16 protein-coding genes, 1 tRNA gene and 1 pseudogene are annotated in these 16,667 nt (G+C 53.4%); 8 read left to right on the forward strand and 10 right to left on the reverse strand.

Features of this window, described 5'->3' with window-relative positions:
• The first annotated feature begins 88 nt into the window (after positions 1 to 88).
• The 4 genes from FKW19_RS02745 (at position 89) to FKW19_RS02765 (ending at position 4,324) form a co-directional block, all read left to right on the forward strand.
• The gene (locus FKW19_RS02745; protein ID WP_089179578.1) at positions 89 to 2,071 is read left to right on the forward strand and encodes a potassium transporter Kup; all 1,983 of its coding nucleotides are present in this window, start codon (positions 89 to 91) and stop codon (positions 2,069 to 2,071) included.
• 4 nt (positions 2,072 to 2,075) lie between these two features.
• Positions 2,076 to 3,230, forward strand: a complete 1,155-nt coding sequence (gene hemW / locus FKW19_RS02750) for a radical SAM family heme chaperone HemW (protein ID WP_089179579.1) — start codon at positions 2,076 to 2,078, stop codon at positions 3,228 to 3,230.
• 44 nt (positions 3,231 to 3,274) lie between these two features.
• Positions 3,275 to 3,709, forward strand: a complete 435-nt coding sequence (locus FKW19_RS02755) for a DUF1489 family protein (protein WP_035353660.1) — start codon at positions 3,275 to 3,277, stop codon at positions 3,707 to 3,709.
• Positions 3,710 to 4,248: 539 nt separating this feature from the next.
• Positions 4,249 to 4,324: transfer RNA gene (locus FKW19_RS02765), tRNA-Glu, on the forward strand.
• Between the two features lie 564 nt (positions 4,325 to 4,888).
• Here the strand turns inward: FKW19_RS02765 and FKW19_RS15650 are convergent.
• The 4 genes and pseudogenes from FKW19_RS15650 to FKW19_RS02785 all read right to left on the reverse strand — a co-directional run.
• Positions 4,889 to 5,953 (reverse strand): annotated as a pseudogene (locus FKW19_RS15650) (recombinase family protein); the annotation flags it as partial.
• A 186-nt stretch (positions 5,954 to 6,139) separates the two neighbouring features.
• Complete coding sequence (locus FKW19_RS02775) at positions 6,140 to 6,511, reverse strand: hypothetical protein (RefSeq protein WP_089179581.1); 372 nt, start codon at positions 6,509 to 6,511, stop codon at positions 6,140 to 6,142.
• A gap of 156 nt (positions 6,512 to 6,667) precedes the next feature.
• Entirely contained in the window at positions 6,668 to 8,080 is a 1,413-nt protein-coding gene (locus FKW19_RS02780) for a hypothetical protein (RefSeq protein ID WP_089179582.1), read from the reverse strand.
• Positions 8,081 to 8,175: 95 nt separating this feature from the next.
• Positions 8,176 to 9,393: a hypothetical protein gene (locus FKW19_RS02785; protein WP_089179583.1), complete on the reverse strand. Its 1,218-nt coding sequence runs from the start codon at positions 9,391 to 9,393 to the stop codon at positions 8,176 to 8,178.
• A gap of 1,790 nt (positions 9,394 to 11,183) precedes the next feature.
• Here FKW19_RS02785 and FKW19_RS02795 point away from each other — a divergent pair.
• The 4 genes from FKW19_RS02795 to FKW19_RS15320 all read left to right on the forward strand — a co-directional run bounded on the left by FKW19_RS02795 (position 11,184) and on the right by FKW19_RS15320 (position 13,482).
• Positions 11,184 to 11,948 carry a hypothetical protein gene (locus tag FKW19_RS02795; RefSeq protein WP_089179966.1) on the forward strand — a complete coding sequence of 255 codons (765 nt, stop codon included), beginning with the start codon at positions 11,184 to 11,186 and terminating at the stop codon, positions 11,946 to 11,948.
• 133 nt (positions 11,949 to 12,081) lie between these two features.
• Entirely contained in the window at positions 12,082 to 12,315 is a 234-nt protein-coding gene (locus tag FKW19_RS02800) for a hypothetical protein (protein ID WP_089179584.1), read from the forward strand.
• A gap of 79 nt (positions 12,316 to 12,394) precedes the next feature.
• Positions 12,395 to 13,186, forward strand: a complete 792-nt coding sequence (locus FKW19_RS02805; RefSeq protein WP_238331243.1) for a hypothetical protein — start codon at positions 12,395 to 12,397, stop codon at positions 13,184 to 13,186.
• A gap of 128 nt (positions 13,187 to 13,314) precedes the next feature.
• A complete protein-coding gene (locus tag FKW19_RS15320) occupies positions 13,315 to 13,482 on the forward strand; it encodes a hypothetical protein (RefSeq protein ID WP_162870686.1) in 168 nt (55 codons plus the stop codon).
• 41 nt (positions 13,483 to 13,523) lie between these two features.
• On the opposite strand, the gene FKW19_RS02810 is transcribed toward FKW19_RS15320, so the two are convergent.
• From FKW19_RS02810 to FKW19_RS02830, 6 genes are all read right to left on the reverse strand, one after another.
• On the reverse strand, positions 13,524 to 14,072 hold the full coding sequence (locus FKW19_RS02810; RefSeq protein WP_089179585.1) for a hypothetical protein: 549 nt from the start codon (positions 14,070 to 14,072) through the stop codon (positions 13,524 to 13,526).
• Positions 14,073 to 14,084: 12 nt separating this feature from the next.
• Positions 14,085 to 14,597: a hypothetical protein gene (locus tag FKW19_RS02815; RefSeq protein WP_089179967.1), complete on the reverse strand. Its 513-nt coding sequence runs from the start codon at positions 14,595 to 14,597 to the stop codon at positions 14,085 to 14,087.
• Positions 14,598 to 14,660: 63 nt separating this feature from the next.
• Entirely contained in the window at positions 14,661 to 15,059 is a 399-nt protein-coding gene (locus tag FKW19_RS02820) for an outer membrane protein assembly factor BamE (RefSeq protein WP_086642075.1), read from the reverse strand.
• Between the two features lie 306 nt (positions 15,060 to 15,365).
• Complete coding sequence (locus FKW19_RS15930; protein WP_255446463.1) at positions 15,366 to 15,500, reverse strand: hypothetical protein; 135 nt, start codon at positions 15,498 to 15,500, stop codon at positions 15,366 to 15,368.
• Positions 15,501 to 15,513: 13 nt separating this feature from the next.
• Entirely contained in the window at positions 15,514 to 15,684 is a 171-nt protein-coding gene (locus tag FKW19_RS15325) for a hypothetical protein (protein WP_162870685.1), read from the reverse strand.
• 238 nt (positions 15,685 to 15,922) lie between these two features.
• Complete coding sequence (locus FKW19_RS02830; RefSeq protein ID WP_193561087.1) at positions 15,923 to 16,561, reverse strand: LexA family transcriptional regulator; 639 nt, start codon at positions 16,559 to 16,561, stop codon at positions 15,923 to 15,925.
• Positions 16,562 to 16,667 lie beyond the last annotated feature (106 nt).

The following is a 16,667-nucleotide window of genomic DNA, read 5'->3' on the forward strand; positions in this document are numbered from 1 at the left end:
TATGCCTTGCTTCCACCTATCTGCGCCCTTTATGCAGGGCGAACGGGGCAACGTGCCCCTGTAAGACTGACGTGGAGCCAGAGACACCATGACTGACCCCGCCAACAAACCGGCTGGTTCTCCTCCTACAGGAGATCAGCCGCATGTGGCTTCAGCGCCGGAACCGCGGCGCATTACGGAATTTGACGCCGACCAACCGCAGCACGCTGCCGCCCCTGTTGGCTTTGCCGCTCTGCTGGGTGTGTTGGGCGTTGTGTATGGTGATATCGGCACCAGCCCACTTTACGCCTTCCGCTCTACTGTAGAAGTTATTTCGGGCCACCATCAGGTTGCTCCGTGGGAAATTCTGGGCGTTGCCAGCCTGATTTTCTGGACACTGATCCTGATTGTCACGGTCAAATACGTCATCCTGATCATGCGGGCTGACCATAATGGTGAGGGCGGTATCCTTGCTATTATGTCCCTTGCCCAACGTGTGGTGGTTAACCAGAAAACCCGATGGATATTAGGGTTAGTTGGTATTGTAGGCGCCTGTCTGTTTTTTGGTGATGGTATTATTACCCCTGCCATTTCCGTGCTTTCCGCCATTGAAGGCGTGGAAGTGAGCGTGCCCGCCGCGCATGACTTTGTGATACCCGTAGCCATATTGGTGATTATCAGCCTGTTTAGCGTACAGTGGATTGGCACAGGCAAAGTTGGCACCATATTTGGGCCAATCATGCTGCTGTGGTTTGGCACACTAGGTGCGCTGGGGCTGATCGAAATTCTACATCACCCAGCTATTCTCACGGCGCTTTCACCTACCTATGCGCTGGAGTTCATCTTCTACCACGGCAAGCTTTCCTTCCTTGCCCTCGGTTCTGTTGTGTTGTGCGTAACCGGGGCTGAGGCTCTGTATGCCGATATGGGCCATTTTGGCCGTGCACCCATCCGTTATGCATGGCTCTTTTTTGTGCTGCCCATGCTAGTGCTCAACTATTTCGGTCAGGCTGCTCTGGTTATTGCTGACCCCAAAGCTCTGGCAAACCCCTTCTTCCTGCTATGCCCACATTGGATGCAGGGACCAATGGTGGTGCTTTCTACTTTTGCAACCGTTATTGCCAGTCAGGCTGGCATTTCCGGCGGCTTTTCCATCTGCCGCCAGTTGATCCAGCTTGGCTATATGCCCCGCCTGCGCATTACCCACACCAATGCGGAAGAAGAAGGCCAGATTTATCTGCCAGACTTCAACCGCTTTCTGGCTGTGGGCGCTGTGCTGCTGGTGGTGGCCTTCCGCAGTTCTGATGCCTTGGCGTCCGCCTATGGTATTGCGGTTACGGGTACATTTATCTGCACCTCTGTTCTGGCCATTGTCGTTTTCCGGCGCCATTTTGACTGGCCAGCATGGAAAGTAGGCGCTGTGTTTGGTAGCTTCCTGCTGCTGGACAGCACCTTCTTTGCCGCCAACGCCCTTAAAATTCCTGATGGCGGTTGGGTGCCTGTGTTACTTGGCTGTGTGTTAACGCTGATGATGACCACATGGAAAAAGGGTCGCAGCCTTATTATTGCGCGCCAGCGGCAGGATAGCCTGCCCATGGGGTCCTTTATCGCGCGCCTTCCGCAGTCCCGCATTATTCGCGTGCCCGGCATGGCTGTGTTTATGACCAGTACACCAGACTTTGTGCCCCCGTGTCTGCTGCATAATCTGCGGCATAACAAGATTTTGCATGACCACGTGCTCTTCGTAACCGTGCAGAACCTTGATCAGCCAGAGGCAGAACGCGGCCACCGTGTAGCTGTGGAGGAACTGGCCCCAGATATCTACCGCATTGTGCTGCGCTACGGGTTTATGGAAATGCCCAACATTCCCCGCGCACTGGAAGAACTGAAAGCGAACGGTGTGGATTTTGATGCCCTTCAGGCATCCTATTTCACATCTCGCGAGCTGATTACCCGGTCTTCTGTGCCACGTATGTCACGCTGGAGGATGTCTATCTTCCTGTTCATGCTCCGCAACTCTACCTCCAGCATGGAATTCTTCCGTATTCCGCCGGATCGTGTTGTAGAACTAGGCGTGAAAGTGGCTATCTAATACTGTGGAGCAGGACACACTCGCCCTTTATATCCACTGGCCATTCTGTTTGGCCAAGTGCCCGTACTGTGACTTTAACTCACACGTGCGGGCAGAAATTCCACAGGCGCGCTTTGCCCAGGCGCTCCGTACAGAACTTGCACACGAGGCAAACCGTTTGGGCCGCCGCCGTCTGACATCCATCTTTTTTGGCGGCGGCACGCCTTCACTTATGGCCCCACAAACAGTCGCAAGTTTGATAGATGATGCCACATCCCTGTTTGACGCGGCCCCCAACCTTGAAATTACGCTGGAAGCCAACCCAACCAGCGTAGAAGCTGAAAGGCTGAAAGATTTTAGGCAGTCCGGGATAAACCGTGTCTCCCTCGGCATTCAGGCCCTTAATGATAAGGCATTGCATTTTCTGGGCCGTCAGCATTCCGCTACGCAAGCACTGGCTGCACTGGAACTTGCCCGCTCATTGTTCCCCCGCATTACGTTTGACCTGATTTACGCCCGCCCCAACCAGAGTGTGGCCGCATGGAAAACTGAGCTGGAGACAGCGCTGCAACTGGTAGCAGACCATGTCTCGCTCTATCAGTTGACCATTGAACCCGGCACCAAATTTGAAGCTCTTTATCGGCAGGGCAGCTTCAGCCTGCCTGATGAAGAAACAGCCGCTGAACTTTATGAAACAACAACAGCCATCACCCATGCGCATGGGCTGAATGCTTACGAAGTTTCCAACTACGCCAAACCGGGTAGTGAAAGCCGCCATAATCTGACCTACTGGCATTACGGTGATTATCTGGGCCTTGGCCCCGGCGCGCATGGGCGCATTACACTGGATGGCCAACTGTATGCTACGCGCAGGCACCGTGCGCCTGAACCATGGGCCGAACTGGTGGAACGCACAGGTTCTGGCCAGACATCTCAGGAACCACTTGTACCGCAGGAACGTGCACGAGAAATGCTCTTAATGGGCCTGCGTTTACAGGAAGGCGTTGCGCTCAAACATTTTGAGGCACGCACAGGCCTACACCTGTCTGAAACCCTAGACCCGGTTATTCTGGCGGCTGCGGTGGAAGAAGGTTACCTTGTGCAAACCCCCACCCATTTACACGCCACAGAAGAAGGCCGATTACGGCTGGAAGCCCTGCTGCATGCGCTGGTGCTTTAAAAATAGAGCCTTGTCTGATGTAAGTGACGCACTACATTGGAAAAATGCTTAATCTGATCAAGCTGGCTGTGGGTGTTGAATCACTCGAAGATCTGACTGAACGGCTGAAACAGCCCTTCAATACCTATGCTCATCCAGATTATGATGTTCCTTTACCGGTAGTGCACACACGCTCTTTTCCCAAACAAAAAGATGCCCTTCTGGATGGTGGTTCACTGTACCGCGTCATCAACGGGCTTATTCTATGCCGACAGCCCATTATGGATATTCAAACCACAACACGGGCGGACGGCACACAAGGCACACTTATCTTGCTTTCTCCCAAGATTATTCCCGTACAACCCCGAGCCATACGGCCATTTCAGGGATGGCGCTATCTGCAAAGCCAAGATGCACCCACTGATTTGCAGGGCACTCCAACGCACGCCGTAGGCCTGCCTCTTTCTCTGCAGAAAAAACTGTTAGAGCTTGGCCTCTAAAATATTCCCTACCAACCACGAATAACAGCACGGCCAGTGTAGGGAAGACTACAAAATTTCACCTCTCCCAATTCAATCAGGCAAGATGCATACTGGCCATTGAGCTGTTGAACTACGGCATTACCTGTATAGGGCGCCTTACAGAATGTGGCATTTCCTACTATAACTGAACATCTATAATATCTGCCGTTTTCCGACGTTAAAGGCAGCACAGCGTCCCCTGTAAAGGGCAGGCCACAAAATACAGGATGACCATCAGAAAGCTGACAGGCCGCAATATTATGCGCGATGCTTTGCGCCAATACGGCTGTTGGGAACCCAAGACAGAAAACCATAAGACCTTTTATAAAATGCTTGGCTTGCATGTGTTTGCTATCCTCAATTGGTACTTATGCATGCCAATTGAACTGGAATGACCCTTTGGCAATATGCTGGCATATGATGGAATGATGATTTTTTCAAAAACCTCCGTAAAAGTCTATTTCCTGCCTTGACGCCCCTCAGCAATATCTCTACAAAGCGCCTCAACACAGCCTCTTGTCCCGTTCGTCTAGAGGCCTAGGACACCGCCCTTTCACGGCGGCAACACGGGTTCGAATCCCGTACGGGACGCCACTCCCGTCCAAAACTGGGAACTTTCGGGTTCAGTTTAGGACGGTCCGAGACAAGCTGGTTCATCAGCCTGTCTTTCCTTCCAAAAATACGGATTTCTCTGTCATCGACCTCAATGCGATCGACGATCGCACGGAGATACTCCTTGCGCATGGCGACGGGACCATCGGCCAGCTTTGCCCGCAGGTCATGAGAGAAGCGTCCGATCATTTCATCGGTAATGACCGGCACGACCATCGCCGGGGCTTCCGCCATCGCGCAAAGGCGCCTGGTTTCATCCCGCTGGGCCTTCAGTGCATCAAGCCGTTCCCTGAGCGTGGGATCGGTGGCATCGACAACGCCATTTTCGATAGCCGCATACAGCCTTTGCACCTTCTGTTCGGCTTCACGGGATGCGTTACGCAGACTCTCCTTGCGGGCGGCATCACGGTTATGGTTGGCAGCATAGTGTGCCAGGAGTGCCTCCAGAATCACGCCAAGCCTGTCCTTCGTGAGCAGACGGGTGGCGAGATGCTCCATGACCAGCGTATCGAGCAGATCCATCCGGATGCTCCGTCCCTTGCAGGCCGTCTTTCCCTGCCGGGCCTGTGTCGCGCAGGTATAATAGCGATAACGACCGTATTTCCCTGTCCGCAACGTCATCCCGCCCCCGCAGGTGGCGCAGACTGCCAGCCCCGTCAGCAGGCATGGACCATTGACGATCCGGGGCGCCGTCACACGCGGGGTGTTCTGTTTCAGACGCCGTTGCACTTCCGCAAACTCGCTACGAGGAATAATGATTGGAGCATCCATGGTGATCACCTCATCCGATGCTTTCTTACGGCCCGTTTTCGCTTCGACCACATTGAACGCATGCGTGCCCGCATAGGTCTCGCGCGTCAGCACGTCATGAATGAATTTGCAGGAAAATCGTGAACCGGTCTGCGTACGGTATCCCTTTGCATTGAGAAGGTTGACGATCGCCTTGATGCCGAGCCCGCCGGACTGTCCATCTCCGTGACGGTAGAGTTCGAAAATGAACCTGACCGTCTCAGACTGGACTGGATCGATCTCCAGCTTCTTCTTGATTTTCTGCCCGCGACGCTCCGCCTCCACGGTACGATAGCCGAAGGGCGGGCGGGAGCCGTTCCAGAATCCCTGACGGGCATTCTCGTTCATCGCCCGCAGTGTATGCTTGGCATTCTCACGGGACTGATATTCGTCGAACAGCGCCACGATCTGACGCATCATCACAGAGGATGGATCATCTCCCAGTTCCTGCGTGATCGAAATCAGCCGGATCCCCTGCTTTGCAAGACGTCTGACGTTGAATTCAAGCTCGAAATGATCACGGAAAAAGCGGCTGAAGGAATGCACAACGACAACATCGAACCGTCCTGGTTTCTCCGATGCTGCCTCCATCAACTTTTGAAATTCCGGTCGCCGGTCATCTGTCGCCGAAGCACCCGCCTCAATGAAAACTTCGACGACCTCCCAGCCTTTCGCGGCACAATACGCTTCAGCCTGACGCTGCTGATCGGGGATTGACAGGTCGTGCTCGGCCTGCCGCCCTGTTGATACGCGCAGATAAAGAGCCGCGCGCAGGGACGGCTGTGGCTGGAGGGGGCTCGAAGCAACGGGCAAGGATGTCATCGCAAAACCTCGTCAGAATATCGATTTCCGCTTTGTCGACCGGGATTTCTGGCGGCAGATCATCCTGAACCCGCCAGTTGTGCATTGTGTTGGAGAGTACCACGGACCGCTGTCCTGAGCCAGAGTCGATGGGTCTGTTCCCGAGTGTTGAGCTTGTAACGGTTCGTCCGGGCGATATCGCGCGTTTCATGAGCGTAAGTCCGCACCGGGAGTGCCGACATTTAGCTGCCTGAAAGTAATGGATCTCTGAATGTGATACTGAATACTTTCAGTTTCTATAAAACGCGATGTACCTATCTTTATCGTTACGATCCTGCCTGATGCCGCAAAGCAGTATGCTGACCTGCGTACAATGTCGAAGAGTTCAGCAGAGGTCGCGATTTCAATTACTTTTGGGAAATCGACTATTTCCAGCATCATTCTGCTTTCAACCTGTACTTCGTTGAAAGCAGCCTCGATGAGGGTACGGGGAACAAAAACTGCAATTTCTATTGCAATTTTCAGATCGAAACGAGAAATGCCCCCGTCATGATGTGCGCGGCCTGCCGCTCCGATCACATCGCAATCGTATTTTCTGCGGTTATTATACGAACACTATACTGGAGCGAGATTTTTTTATCTCTACGGCCGGTCGAACCGGTTTGCGGAAGAAAGAACTGAATTCTGCCTTTCAGGCCACTCTGGGCACACGGCGCCTGTGTCGCATGGGCTGCGTCAGGAGTTCCTCTGCTTGCTATGCTGCGGTTTATAACCATCGAGTATGTCAAGAATTTCTTTGGGAAGTGGTGGAAGAATCAGAGCCGGTAGTTTCATGCATACAGGTTTTTCTTTTTCTCCCATGTCCGTTGCTACTGGGGAGACATCCGGGGAATATAAACTAGGAGCAGCGATACCTGCCGTGTCGGCGACGTCCTCTGCCCGATCGTCATACAGGTGTGGATCATAAGCGTAGCCATAAACCGGGTCCTGCCGTGCAATCGACCCGTCATCCCGAGTGAAATCCAGTTCGCGCCCGATCACCTCTGGCAGAGAAAGATCGCTTTGCAGGCACGCGATATCCGCAGCGCGGAACAGAGCCCGGCTTCCCGGAGCAGAAGGCTTTTTCAGACCCCAGTCCTGAAACCACAGCGCATACCCAAGCGTCGCCCGGGTCATACCTCCATCCCGCGGATCGTCCATGAAACTCCGGCCCGCTGTCAGAAAACCAGGGTCAGTTTCACATGTCGGGCGGTAGGGCGGCCACACGTCGTCCGTGGGATGTATCGGCAGATAGGCACGGCAGGCCAGAACATCCATGGCGGCAAGAATATGCGCGACCGGTCTGAAATGTTTAAGCATCTCCGCAAGTGTACGTTTGCTGAGATGAGTCTTTTCTCTCTCGCTGACTTCCCGTTTTCTTTTTCTCAGCAGACGCGAGGGAGTGGAGGGCTCCATGACATAATCATCAACAGTGCTGAATGGATCAATCCCCCTGCGGCCAGCCTGAAACACGTGCAGGCAACGTTCCCACGATATGGGTATGTCGGGATGATGCAGCGACAGACGGGCGGCGATATGCACCGCCCGACCAATGTAGCGGCAGCCCTCTTCAATAATGGTGGCCCGGATCGCACTGTATTCTGAAAAACCGTACCGAGGCATGGCCGTTTTGAGCCTCGTGCCGATATCGGCAATCCGCATCTGCAACCGCCAGAGATCATGCTCCTGATAGAGGTTCTGGAGCTCAAGAGCCTTGTCGAGACTGCTGAGCGGCTGTGCGTGGATCTGATCGAGCAGCTTCCGCCTGACCGATCCAAGATCATCCAGCGTCTGGAGGTCGAACGGCCTGAGAAAATCCAGGAACTGCCGCCCCGATGTGCGCTGGCGGGCCAGCAACTGCAGATGCTGCCGTTCGAGAAGCATCATTTCCAGATGGAGACAGTCATCCGTGACAGAAGATGACCTGTCACGGCTATCCGACCACATGCTGCCGTATTTCTGCCCCCTACTCCGACGCCCGGCTGTAAAGTTCCTTTCGGCTGCGACGAGAAGACCCTGAAGAGCAAAATTGTTGCTCTCACCCGGTCGATTGATATCGAAGAAAACCGTATGCCTCTCGAAATTTTTTTTATTTTTTTCCATAGACATAACTGATCTCTTTCGGTTGACATTTTTCAATGTCGCGGCATACAGCCAACGAGACTAAATTCCCGTGGAGTTACGTGACAATCCGCATGAGCAAATTATTCTTCATGTAATTGACGCGCTTGCGCAGATGTCTCTTCCGAGTTCAGACTGCCCGTTTCATTATATCTGTAACTGTTTGGAACAGGCATAATAAACTCATTCAGTAGCTGGCGTATTTCTTCCTTTATAAGACGAGAATCCTCATCATCTTGTGACACTCGCATAGGAAGGGGTTTCTGGCTAAACACACGATGAAAATGTTCAAGAACATCAATGTTATCTGTCGCCATCTGCATAAGACCGAGCAGGTCTCTCTTGCCAAAATCGGAGAGGATCAGAAATCGTAAAAGAGCAGCTTCGTCTTTTTTTGGTCTCGCTATGCCGATATCTGACATCTTGTCATAAGTTGTTATACGATTTCGTTTTTTTCCTATTTTTCTTACATCAATGATCATTTTTGACAGATCAAATCTCATCTTAACAAGCAACGTGAGACATTCTTCTGTACCCAGTCTGTCAACAAGAGATTCAGATATTCTGCAGTTACCCAGATTCAATTCAATCTTCCGCAAGACATCTGATACATATATCTTTTGAGAAGCCATCTCCTCAGTAAATTGCGGAAAATATGCTTTAAGAGAATTACGCTGGTTCGGAGGATACAACGGGGAAATACCAAATCCGTAGACAGACTGCTGGATTGTGCGATAGTACCAATTTGCAAAGAAGCCCATCCATAGAAACGCAGCAATGCGTAATGGTGCCCGAGCTGAAAGCGGCTTGGGAGAACCGGTGAGGTTTGTTTCGGATAGGCCGGGATGAATATTCATCGCACCAGCCAAACGCACTGTAGAGATAAAACGAACTTCTGCTTCTGGCAAAGGGTATGTTTGCAGTATCTCCATAAATAGATTACGCGCAGAATCGATAAAACCGATCTGCTCCTGATTACGCCTGTAAAAGTCGAAAAGACGAATCATCAGAAGATGCTGTGTACGTGACGGGTCGAAAACAAACCCGATATAGCCATCAAATACGTCTGAGAACGTATCTTCTCTGACAAGAGTATTTAAACCATCAAGTATACTCTGATCCATTTTAAGTATCGCACGTGTGGCTGTTGCAGCCATTGCTGTATTTCCACGCGGTCCAAGAATTTTTTTTGACAGCGCCTCGGCACGTCCAGGCATGATGCGACCGCCCGTCTCCCGTATAAATTCGACAACTTCTACTGAACCAATTCGCGCCGCATCATATGGAGTGGAGTGTGACATGATCAACAATTCCTTCTAGAACATTATTAGAAAATCAATACATTTTCAATAACGTTTGAAAAAACACTAATCTTTCTATCGTCGACAAACAGGATATCACTGGCATGGTCAAAGAATGACGTTCCGCTTTTCCGCTTCTCTGTGAGTCGATTTCCCGAACATAGCACAGTCATTTTTCAGATATTTTCTGTTTGCTTTTGTTTTTTTTCCTCAAAATCAGGAAAAAATTTAAATTGGAATCATGCTTTAAATATCCATCACAGAATCGTGAATTCGCTCTAAGGTATCGAAAAATATTCAAATAAACCAATATATTATATTTTTTAGCCTAGAAAATTATCGTCACATCGTGGAAAAATGCATAAAAAAACGCTCAATCTAATTAAAAAAAATTCACTCTTTTATTTTGAATTGAGCTGAGAAGAGCTGTTTGGCCGGACGGCGACCGGTTCAGAGCCTTTTGGGGCGTTAGCCATCTGACACCAAAGCAGCCTTGCCGATTACAGGCATAGTCTACAGAAATTGTTTTTCCGCACTTGCTTCTGTAGTAATGAATCAGATTCCAATCTGCCAGCACCCTCACATTCGCAGAAAACTACCGCTTTCAGCGAACTTTCCTCCGATAAAAAGGTCTTCATAGCCTACTGTATTCAGCATTTTCCGCAGAAAGTCCTGTGCGGCTGAATCACTTTTCAATCTGCACCCGCCCTCACATCGTGGGAAAACTGCTCCTTCCAGCGAATTGGCTTTTGGAAAAAGGGGCTTCTCAGACTACTGTAATCAGCATTTTCCTCAGAAAGTCTTGTGTGGTTGAATCACATTACAATCTGCCATCACCCTCAAATTGGCAAAAAACTGCCGCTTCTAGCGAAACGGCTTTTGAAAAAAGGGTCTTCCCAGACTACTGTAATCAGCCTTTTCCGCAGAAAGTCTTGTGTGGCTGAATCACATTACAATCTGCCATCACCCTCAAATTGGCAGAAAACTGCCGCTTCTAGCGAAACGGCCTTTGAAAAAAGGGTCTTCTCAGACTATTGTAATCAGCATTTTCCTCAGAAAGTCTTGTGTGGCTGAATCACATTACAATCTGCCATCACCCTCAAATTGGCAGAAAACTGCCGCTTCTAGCGAAACGGCCCCTGAAAAAAGGGTCTTCCCAGACTACTGTAATCAGCCTTTTCCGCAGAAAGTCTTGTGTGGCTGAATCACATTACAATCTGCCAAAAACGCAAAAACCCGCAGGAAACCGCGAATCTTCCCCGATCATTACTAAAAACCAAGGAACCTTCGGCCACCTATACACAAAAACCCTCTAGGATGGCCGCACAGGCCGGTCTGTAGACCCACCCGCACAAGACCCTCGGATTTCTACCAGACCGCCCTACAGACCGTTTCTAAGACCTCTTTGTGGCATGACCGAAGAACACTCACACCACAAAGATATCAAAACGGCTCAAATCTATCCCTGCTCGGGATTTAAGGCACGATACCGCATTTTGGTGCGCAAAGCGCACGCAAAACGCCAAAAAACGTTAGTTAACCGCCATTTTTCGTGTGGTCCTTCGGACGTCGCTGGATGCGCGCCTGGCAGCGCGACTTTGACCCTATCAAAGTCTGCATCCGGGAGACCGGAAGACGCGGTCTGAGAGAAGACGGTCGGACAGGGAGACATCCTCGGTCCTGAGGGCTGGCGATGAAGGGACTGGTCCCTTCGTTCCCAGAGAGAAGGATGTGGTGTGTGGGCCTGTGTGCTCCCGCCGTGTCCTTCCTCGCCTTTCAGGACATGTTTTATGACACGGATTTCATCATCCTTTTTCTCTTCCACCTCGCCGGTCAGTGCGTTGCGCGCTGATAGTGTGGGGCAACTCACGTCCCTTCGCCTGCGCCTGCTCAGCTGGTGGCCGGCCAGACCCCTGACCCGCTTTGCCGAGGGCAGCCGTTTCGTGGTCGTGGTGCAGAATATCCTGTGGACCCCGCTCACCGTCTCGACGGTGTTGAACTATGTCCGCATGATGGATCTCCATCACGATGCCAGCGGACGGTTGTGCTTCGATGAACCGCTGGTCTTTGCCGAAGAAGGCATGGACGCACCAAACGCCATCGCCGTTTTCAATTACCACTTCCTGCGGCGCTTTCTCGCGGAGGACGATCCGGCTCTGACCCTGCCGGGTCTGTGCCTGCATCGCGCAGCCCGGGAACTCTGGCCGCATCTGATGTTCCATACGCCGATGAGTCTGATCGTGCATGCCGCCTCCAGCGGGCGGCTGGCGGGGCTGGTGCCCGAAGATCTGCTGGGACTGACGGATCCACAGAGGGATCTGATGCTGTTTGACGCTCTCAGCAGGCAGATCAATCCATCAGACCTGATCTGCCTGTCAGCCTCCACAGCGGTGGACGCCGCCCCCGTCATCAATGGTCTGGCTGTTGACCCGCACTGGTTCCTCACGGAGTGCGCGCCGGGCTACAGCCTGCAGGCCGGACTGGAGCATCTCGGTGTGCTCGACTGCCCTGAAGACGATCTGCTGCCCTTCGATCTGTCCCGCACGGATTACTGACGCTTTTTCTCTCTTCCTCAACACCTGCTTTTTTCATGACCTGCCCCAGAAGTCTTTTCAGTCTCCGGACGCATTACGGCGTGCCGGTGTCGATCTGCGTCTGCAGGGCAGGTCGGACCAAGGATTATCCCTTATGTCTGCTGAACAATTCTCTCTGTCCCAAACGGACCTCGACCGGCTGATCACTGTCTGGCTGCAGATGCACGATGTGCTGCTGCCCGCCCTGTGTGTCGCCCGTGATGACGGTCCTGACGATACGCTCCCCTTTGGCCGCCCGCTGGAAGGCCATGTGCTGCTGCTCGGTGATCTCCTCGAAGATTTTGGCGAGACGCTGCAGGAAATCATGGACCGTCCGGCTTCAGCGTGAAGGCCGGATCTCAGCCTCTTTCGGGACGTCAGCCCCCCCCAAAAAACCAAAGTTATCACTCTGTCACAGGATTTTCATCATGCGTTATCAGATCACACGCCATCAGACCGGTCGACACGGTGTGTCCCGCGCCATCCACCGTTTTCGCCAGACCCCTCGTCTATCGCCATGGGATGCGACAGACGAGGATCTGCACCTCATGGCGACACTCACCAAGCGGCTGGGTGCACCGCCTGTCTCGAACATGATGCGCTATTGCGGCCCCGAGGCCCGGCATCTGGACCAGCTGGGCGAAAGCCTTGGCGACTGGCGGCGGATGCTCGAAGCACTCGCCCGCCGTTATCCGGATCTGCCGCGCTCGGGAGCGCAGGCCTCCGATGGCACGACACTGGACTCAGCACCCGAGCGCATTGTCTGGGAAACCCTTGTGCAGAGGGTGCCCGATGACCTCGACCTGTGCTGCCACCCCTGGCTGGAAGACGGCCGGTATCTGCGCAGCGATTTCGGTCTTTGCGCGCCAGAGGAAGAGATCCCTCTGGTCTGCATCGAGGTAATGGGCATGCTGGGCTCCGACCGGATCTGCCGGACGGATGTCGAGGAAGCCTCTCTGGACCGTCTGGCGGAAAAGCTGGACTGGTTCAGCCAACCGGGGCGGCCGCTGCTGCAGGTGATCTGGCTCGACATGATGGCGCACCCGGACTGGCTGGCAGCCATCTGCACGGAAGCCATCAAGGCGGCTGTCGCGCAGCGTGTCTGTCATCAGGAGGGACGTCGTGCATCGGGCAGGAGACTGTCAGCGCGCGAGGCTGAACAGGGGCAGCAACTACCCCCGCGCGTGCGCCCGCGCGAGTACAGAGTGAGAAAGAACTGAGTGGTACTTTGGGTTGCTGGCGATGAGGGGATATCCCTTCATTCCCAAGGAGACTCTTTAAGGATTGTAAGTTCAGCAGTCCCTGATGCAGTGCCCTGGTGTCAAGCCATAAATAAAGGATAACTCTTATGGCGCACCCGAATAGTATCGATCATGAGGATCTGGAAAATATCGTCTCTTCCGTCATTCTTCCGCTGCTTGTGGCCTATCGCGACAGGCTGGCGGAAGACGTGCCGGAACTGAATGGCGTCATCAGTATTCTGCGCCTTGTGGAAAACAGACGCGCAGATGAATGAATAGACCGGACCAGCCTCCCCGACGGGAGGCTGGTTACCGCTTAGTCACTTTTGTCATCATATGGCGGCAGCAGTTCAGGCTCTGGCTTGTCCTGCTGTCTGTCAGTCTCTTCTGCCTTTTCGATGCGGGTTGCACGCCACAGCAGGACGGGCGCAGCAAGAAGAAACAGAATGCCGGAACCGGGAGTGAAATAGAGATGGAAGGTCGAGAACGCAAAAAGAAAGCTGCTTGTCTCTGTCTGCGAGGATTGTAGAAAAACGTAGATTTTGACGAGACAGAACAGCGCCATGCCCCATGACGCGCGATCACAGTAAAGACGGGGGATATTGAACGACGCCCGTCGACGACTGAGGCAGGACGCACCAAAACTGGCGATGGTCAGCCAGAGTATGATGCCCAGAATATGAAACCCGCTAAAGCCAGCGTGCTGAACCGACGTCATATTGCGTTCGGCATGGCGATAAGCACAGGACAGAAACCCCGCCAGAACGGTGCTGCCCAGTGCTGCCAGGACAAGTTCATTGGGGGTCTCCCAGAACAGACCTAACCGGGTCTTGATTCCTTCAAAATCGATGTCATTCCTGTTCATGGCGGAGTCTTTTTATTCTGTGTCGATGACGGTGCGTAACTGATAAGCCTGTCTGGCTGCCGACCAGCTCCAGACAGGAACCCTTGGCCCCGCTCCACCGAAACTCAGATCGTGAACCCCGTCATGACGGCTTTCCAGAATGGCAATGGCGGCAGCGGAATTCTGCCACACGACATGATGTGTTCTGTCGAGAAGGGTATAACGGGCGCCATCGCCCCCGAAGCAGGTCGTATCTTCCTCGATGACCGCCGTGAGGGTGCCAAGAGCACCCCCAACATCGAGAGACAGGATTTTAGGTGTCACGCCTGTGTTGCACAGATCGTGATACTGCCTGGCGGTTTTCGTAAGGTCTGGCATAGCCTTCAGGGTGGCGTTATCCGAGGATGTGGCCGGTCGGGCCTGTTCCGCGCTGAGCCAGTGTGCGTTAGTCACCATCTGTTTGTCACTCTGATGACCCGTCTGGGCGTGAGCAGAAACGGTGAGCAGCACCATGGCCGACAGGGGTAAAGACAGGAAAGGTTTCATGAAGAGAGTCCGTTTCATGGAGGACGCAGAAGTCACCCGGCATCCGGGATGCCGGATGCTAAATCAGAAGACGCCACTTCCGCTTTTGACGGCCGAGGCATTCATGGTGTGATGCCAGACGACGTCACCGTTAAAGAGAACGGTCAGGGTTTTCTCGGTGCCATGTGTGCCCTGATGGAGATCGCCATACAGCGGAATGAAGTTCGCCGCGTCGGAAGACGCGTTGGTGAAGGAGTAGCGCCACTGTTCATGGCCGCTATCGGTAAATGAGCTTTCCCGGGGATCGCCGAACAGAGCCCGGATCTGGGCTTTTGTCGTGACGCCATCCTGAATTTTCTGGTCGATGGAGGTCACTGTTTCGTTCTTCAGGCTTTCGTTACCTTCCGATGCGCAGCCAGACAGCAGGATCATGGCTGTCAGAGAAACAGCACCGCCGAGCATTTTGAGAGAGCGTGAGGACATAGAGATATTTTCCTTTTTTGTGAGAAGATGATGAAAAGACCGTGGTATTGGGATCAGTCGGATACTCTTCTGTCTCACCGACTGTATTCGTGCAGAATTATTTGATTTATTCAGTAAATATGGTTTCTGATTAGGATCTATTCAGTCGAGCCCATAGAACCGCCGTCGTTCTTCTGCGGTCTTGCGTTTTTGCAGCATCGGCCTGCGGGGATAGACCCATGCGACAAGCCCGAAACAGAACGCGAAGACCGGATGAAAGGGGATCGACATGATGATCCCGCAGACGGCGCAGACACCGGCTGAGAACTACGTCATGTCACGAAGTTCCTTGCGGTTTTCAGCTTCTTCCGCGCCATATTCTTCTTCATAGGCAGCAAGGCGGGCGGCTTTTTTGTCCGAGGCGTTCTGACCGGCCTGCAGAATGGCGTCATTGAGGGGCATTGTACTCTCCCGGTCAGTCATGACGGTGGAACAGCAGCATGCCCAGCACATAGGTAAAGAGCATGATGGCGATCGGATAGGGGACATCAGTGGCCATGAGCCAGTCGGCAAATTTATCCAGGCACACCAGCAGGATGATCCCGACCACCACAACCACGCTGATAAGGACTGTCAGAAGCAGCATGTCAGGATGCTCCTGCGCCATAAGGAACAGAAAGCACGCTGAACGACGCGATCCGACAGGGTGTGCGACCCCAGACTGGCAGAGAAACCATCATGACCTCCCGATGGCAGAAGGGGCGGAAAACGTCGGCCCTGCATGCCCGATAGGAGGGATAATTTACGAGATATCGCTTGCCGTCAATACGGAATATCGTATTTTATGACAATTGGCTTTCCGCCGGTCGTTTCCAGCCGGACCATTACGGTCTGGGCACGCCACCGGTCCACACAACTTCGCCCAGAAGCCGGAAGCAGTCCAGTCTGTTTTCTTCGATATCCTGCGGCGGATAGCGATGGTTGTCAGTGATGACCCGCACGCCACCACCCAGACGGGGATCGAGGCGGCGGATCATCAGCGTGCCGCTGCTTTCCAGCGCATAGAGGGCGCTGGCCGTGACGGTCGTCACACTGCGGTCGACGATGACCAGATCGCCCGACGCCAGCGTCGGCTCCATCGCATCGCCCTCACTGGTCATCAGGCAGAGGGCCGAAAGGTCGCGGGCGATGGCGCTCTGCAGCCAGTCACGACCGATCCGCAGGCCATCCTCGTGATTATCGTGCCAAGGAATGACAATCTGTCGGGTTGTACTGGTTGTTCCGTCCGGGCTGTCGGTTCCGGGACCGGTGCCGTGGCCAAAGGCCAGCCAGTCCAGGGAGACGCCACAGACGCGGGCCAGTGAGGCGATGGCGGAGAACTTCATTTCTCCCCCGTTCATGTAGTCCCGCAGGGTGGTGTAGGGAACGCCCGCTGCCTTTGCAGCGTGGGTGATGCCGATGCTCTGGGCGGCTTCACGGAGGCGTTCGCCACGCTCGCGCATCAGGCGGATCTGTTCATCCATGAGTTGGCGCTTCTGTCGGCGTTTGCGGGCCACGTATTCTGTCCTCATCACAAAATGAGGATTCTATACGGATTCCCGCTTGATATGTAAGTCGGAAAAGCGTAGT

Origin of the sequence: Acetobacter sp. DmW_125128 (genome assembly GCF_008704325.1) — a bacterium.
GTDB classification, from domain to species: Bacteria; Pseudomonadota; Alphaproteobacteria; order Acetobacterales; family Acetobacteraceae; genus Acetobacter; species Acetobacter oryzifermentans.

Coding starts and splice junctions, on each gene's coding strand:
- FKW19_RS02745 (WP_089179578.1), top strand. CDS start 89: ATGACTGACCCCGCCAACAAACCGGCTGGTTCTCCTCCTACAGGAGAT.
- FKW19_RS02755 (WP_035353660.1), top strand. CDS start 3,275: ATGCTTAATCTGATCAAGCTGGCTGTGGGTGTTGAATCACTCGAAGAT.
- FKW19_RS02780 (WP_089179582.1), bottom strand. CDS start 8,080: ATGTCTATGGAAAAAAATAAAAAAAATTTCGAGAGGCATACGGTTTTC.
- FKW19_RS02785 (WP_089179583.1), bottom strand. CDS start 9,393: ATGTCACACTCCACTCCATATGATGCGGCGCGAATTGGTTCAGTAGAA.
- FKW19_RS02795 (WP_089179966.1), top strand. CDS start 11,184: ATGACACGGATTTCATCATCCTTTTTCTCTTCCACCTCGCCGGTCAGT.
- FKW19_RS02800 (WP_089179584.1), top strand. CDS start 12,082: ATGTCTGCTGAACAATTCTCTCTGTCCCAAACGGACCTCGACCGGCTG.
- FKW19_RS02805 (WP_238331243.1), top strand. CDS start 12,395: ATGCGTTATCAGATCACACGCCATCAGACCGGTCGACACGGTGTGTCC.
- FKW19_RS15320 (WP_162870686.1), top strand. CDS start 13,315: ATGGCGCACCCGAATAGTATCGATCATGAGGATCTGGAAAATATCGTC.
- FKW19_RS02810 (WP_089179585.1), bottom strand. CDS start 14,072: ATGAACAGGAATGACATCGATTTTGAAGGAATCAAGACCCGGTTAGGT.
- FKW19_RS02815 (WP_089179967.1), bottom strand. CDS start 14,597: ATGAAACCTTTCCTGTCTTTACCCCTGTCGGCCATGGTGCTGCTCACC.
- FKW19_RS02820 (WP_086642075.1), bottom strand. CDS start 15,059: ATGTCCTCACGCTCTCTCAAAATGCTCGGCGGTGCTGTTTCTCTGACA.
- FKW19_RS15930 (WP_255446463.1), bottom strand. CDS start 15,500: ATGCCCCTCAATGACGCCATTCTGCAGGCCGGTCAGAACGCCTCGGAC.
- FKW19_RS15325 (WP_162870685.1), bottom strand. CDS start 15,684: ATGCTGCTTCTGACAGTCCTTATCAGCGTGGTTGTGGTGGTCGGGATC.
- FKW19_RS02830 (WP_193561087.1), bottom strand. CDS start 16,561: ATGGATGAACAGATCCGCCTGATGCGCGAGCGTGGCGAACGCCTCCGT.